Here is a 3,515-nt window from a genome sequence, read left to right on the forward strand (position 1 = left end):
CTTCGGCTGACAGTAAATGGTTGATGGCAACCTTACTGTCGAGTGAAAGTCGGGTAAATATGATGTTTTGCTGTTCTGTTTCGAACTGGTGCACAGCTGAACGAATAACCCGATCCAGGTGATCGGCTGCGGGACGTTCAATCTTCTGCTCCTGACACCAGTCAGAAACAAGCTCACTGCCATGTAGAGCTTGCGGGTTTAATGGAAGGATAAATTCGGTTAACCAGGCAGTAAGCTGCGCTATATCGTTTTTATTGGGGAGTCTGACACCCAAATAGCGACGAATATTTTGTCGGTGACGCTGGGCCTGTCGTCCCTGAAGAGGGTAATTCTCGAAGGGTACAGAAGTACATCCAATCTGTTCAGCAATAACGCGCACAATACCTGAGGGGAGTTCGCTTATTGATTCAGGGTAATGGCCATATGTTTGTCGGAATTTCAATTGAATGGCAAACCCTAAGCGACCGGCATCGGTCATGCCAGGGAGTAAGGAAAGCTCGTCAGCAAGCAAACTCCAAACATCCCTTTCATCAAATGGCTGATCCTGTGACAAAATTCTAACTCCCTGAATCATCAGTGGGTAATCGCTACAGCAACCATTTCACAGGTAAGTGATTTTTACTCAGATCCAGCTCAAAAAAGTCAGATGTCGCATTTTGTAGCTTCGCTCCCACTGGGCCTGGTTTGGGCTATCAGTCCAATGACTTGATCAACAGTCAATGTTCTCGTCAACATTGTTGCTATCAGTGCGGGCAGACGGTCATCTAACTGCTGCAAGGCCAACCCTGCCACAAATGTCTGGCGAAACAACTCGCCCCGTGAGCGACGTGAAACCGTATCAATCACCGATATCGCCTGCGCATCACTCTTTACCTCTTCGGGATGCAAATAGAGCGTAAACTTTCTCCGGTCGTCGCTCACCTCACTCCCCTTCTTTAAACGCCGCTATTGCCTGAACCAAAGCAGTTTGTGGCGATGCCATCATGACGACTTTGTTACCCAAATGGCTCCAAGCCGTTTTAATGGCCTTTTCAATCAACGGTGCCCCACCGCCCACGATATAGATACGATTAACATGCTTAAAGTCAGCCAACTCATCAACGACCCGCTCCCCAAGTCTGGCAATAGAGGCCTCAATCGTCTCGATAACAAACGCCTTCTTACTCTCATCGTTCACAACCTGTTTGACGAAGTCAGGCTGATTTCGACGGATAATAAGCTCATCAGCAACTCTTGCACTGGTATCACTGGATGCCATTTTTAACGCACTTAATGCCGCTTGTGTGACCATTGAAACGCCGATACTCGCGTTACCGTGGATATGGGTGACATCTTCAAACTGCCCCACGATGACACCAACATCCAATGTGGTCCCACCTAAATCGATAACCAGAGACTTTTCAAACGGTCCCACCTGATCCTCAACAAGACGAGTGAATACAGCAGGTAGAGATTCAGGCATAACGGTCACGCTTTCAATGCAGAATACTTCACCTTTGTTCAAAACAACTGGACGCATAAGGTTTTCTACTTTGCGTGAAATGTTCACAGTGTTCTTCTGGCATTCGGGTGTATAGAACTCACTGATCGGTAATGTGACGGTCAAACTGACAGTTTGAGGCGCAAGACCGCTGTTGAGCAAAGCATGATGAACAGCCAACACGTTCACGTCCGAGTATTGATACTCAATATGAGTCGTATTGATGGCATCAGCGCTCACTTCGTCATACGTATACTTTTTACCATCCAATGCATAGTTAAAGGTTTGGCGACTCCCCATACCCTCGACTTTCCAGCCAGCTCGGAAAGAATTAGCAGATACAGAGCCTTGCAATCCTTTTTTGTCATGCCAAGCCAACTTAACGTTTGTAGAACCATCATCACAAAATACATTCATCATTTTGAACCTCATCAATACTCAAACTGAGTGGTTGAAATGCATCCAAGAGATGCAACTCACAATTTAGGCGCTTTCCCATGACCTATGCCAGGTCAGTTACTCAAACTGGGTTGCAATCATATTAATATCATTACACGATTAAAATCAACCTAAAATGATATTGATTTAATATTAAAACGATATTAATAAATTAATGTTCAACCCGTGAGATAAAAGAGAAGGTGCGTGCACAGTAATGATTGACAATAGATAGTTAACCACTATCATCTTAATATTATTTTAATATTAAAAGGACTAACTATGATACTTACGGTTGGTAATACAAAAGGTGGGGTTGGAAAGTCCACTCTGGCAGTGAACATTGCAATAACCAGAGCTCTGCAAGGTAGGGATGTATGGCTTGTCGATGGTGATAAGCAAGGCTCATCCCAAACAGCTATTTATATACGGTCAGAGGCAGGCATTGAGCCAGGGATCGCTTGTTCGTTCTACCCAGATGGTCCCGTACTCCGGTCACAGGTACTTCAGCAAAGAGATAAATTCGATGACATCATTATTGAATGTGGCGGCCGTGATTCGACAGCTTTACGGGCTGCGTTAACCTTAACGGATATCCTTTTGGTTCCATTCATTCCTGGTAGCTTTGAAGTATGGGCAATGGAACATGTATCTGAGCTCATCAAAGAAGCACGTAGTGTGAGGGATAACTTGGTAGCGTACTCCATCCTAAATAAAGCGGATACGAACCCTCGGACAAAAGACAATATTGAAGTAGTAGACGCGATTCGTGAATTTAGCGAAGTACAACTCATAGAAAATTATATCTACCAACGTAAAGCCTACGCCAATGCTGCAGGGTCTGGTCGCTGTGTAAAAGAGCTAAAACTTAGGAAAGCTGAAAAAGTAGCTATCGATGAATTAGATAAAATCATTTCAATCTTATTTAACGATTAATTTAATATTAAAAAACAATCAGGTTAATATCATATGGCTATTACAAAACCCCCTAAAAAGAAAACTGACATTGATAACATTGCAGCAGATGCATTCATCAGTGGGGCACCAGATGCCCAGGCAACAAAACCTAAAGGTGTGAAAAAAGGGAAAAAGCAGCAAATAACCCTGACGATATCCCCAGAACTATTAGAAAAAATTGATGAGAAAGCAGCCGAGATAGGGCAGTCACGAGCCGGTTACATCAATATGGCTTGCCATAATGCCGTTGATCACGGGATACAGATTAAAGGAAACAAAAGCGAGTTATAATCATTGTTAAACAACATTTATACACTATCATTTTAATATTAAAACAATATTAACTAACCATCAAAAACAGACTGTATTACATGGTTAGTCTGGACTTCCCAGACCAATCCAAAATGATTATTACAAATATAGTGATATCATATTTGTATATACTTATTTAGTGAAAATATGATGAAACTATACAAACGCCGTACCCTTATTGAGCTGGATGAAGAATACATCCAGCAGCTCGATGACCTGAAAGGTATCCGTAATCTGTCACGTAACCACCTGATAAAAATGGCTGTCGAAAATTTCTTACTGGATAACGGGCGTTTAAACCGTCGTGCCGCATTTGGTGCCTGGAAAT

6 protein-coding genes are annotated in these 3,515 nt (G+C 43.0%); 3 read left to right on the forward strand and 3 right to left on the reverse strand.

All coding sequences use genetic code 11. The annotated features are described in order from the left end of the window. The 3 genes from AEP37_RS22740 to parM all read right to left on the reverse strand — a co-directional run. Positions 1-574 (reverse strand): DUF4158 domain-containing protein (locus AEP37_RS22740; protein ID WP_049615455.1); only part of this gene is annotated, 574 nt, incomplete at its 3' end. Positions 575-642: 68 nt separating this feature from the next. Continuing rightward, the gene (locus AEP37_RS22745) at positions 643-921 is read right to left on the reverse strand and encodes a plasmid partitioning/stability family protein (RefSeq protein WP_049615456.1); all 279 of its coding nucleotides are present in this window, start codon (positions 919-921) and stop codon (positions 643-645) included. 1 nt (position 922) lies between these two features. Then, positions 923-1,897, reverse strand: a complete 975-nt coding sequence (gene parM, locus AEP37_RS22750; RefSeq protein WP_049615458.1) for a plasmid segregation protein ParM domain-containing protein — start codon at positions 1,895-1,897, stop codon at positions 923-925. A gap of 303 nt (positions 1,898-2,200) precedes the next feature. Between parM and AEP37_RS22755 the strand changes: the two genes are divergently transcribed. The 3 genes from AEP37_RS22755 to AEP37_RS26385 form a co-directional block, all read left to right on the forward strand. After that, positions 2,201-2,854: an AAA family ATPase gene (locus AEP37_RS22755; protein WP_049615457.1), complete on the forward strand. Its 654-nt coding sequence runs from the start codon at positions 2,201-2,203 to the stop codon at positions 2,852-2,854. A 33-nt stretch (positions 2,855-2,887) separates the two neighbouring features. Then, positions 2,888-3,166 (forward strand): CopG family transcriptional regulator, encoded by a 279-nt coding sequence (locus AEP37_RS22760; RefSeq protein ID WP_025384506.1) that lies wholly within the window; start codon positions 2,888-2,890, stop codon positions 3,164-3,166. Positions 3,167-3,334: 168 nt separating this feature from the next. Beyond that, the coding region (locus AEP37_RS26385) for a CopG family transcriptional regulator (RefSeq protein WP_156168748.1) at positions 3,335-3,515 on the forward strand (181 nt) is incomplete at its 3' end.

Source organism: Yersinia pekkanenii (genome assembly GCF_001152565.1).
GTDB lineage: Bacteria > Pseudomonadota > Gammaproteobacteria > Enterobacterales > Enterobacteriaceae > Yersinia > Yersinia pekkanenii.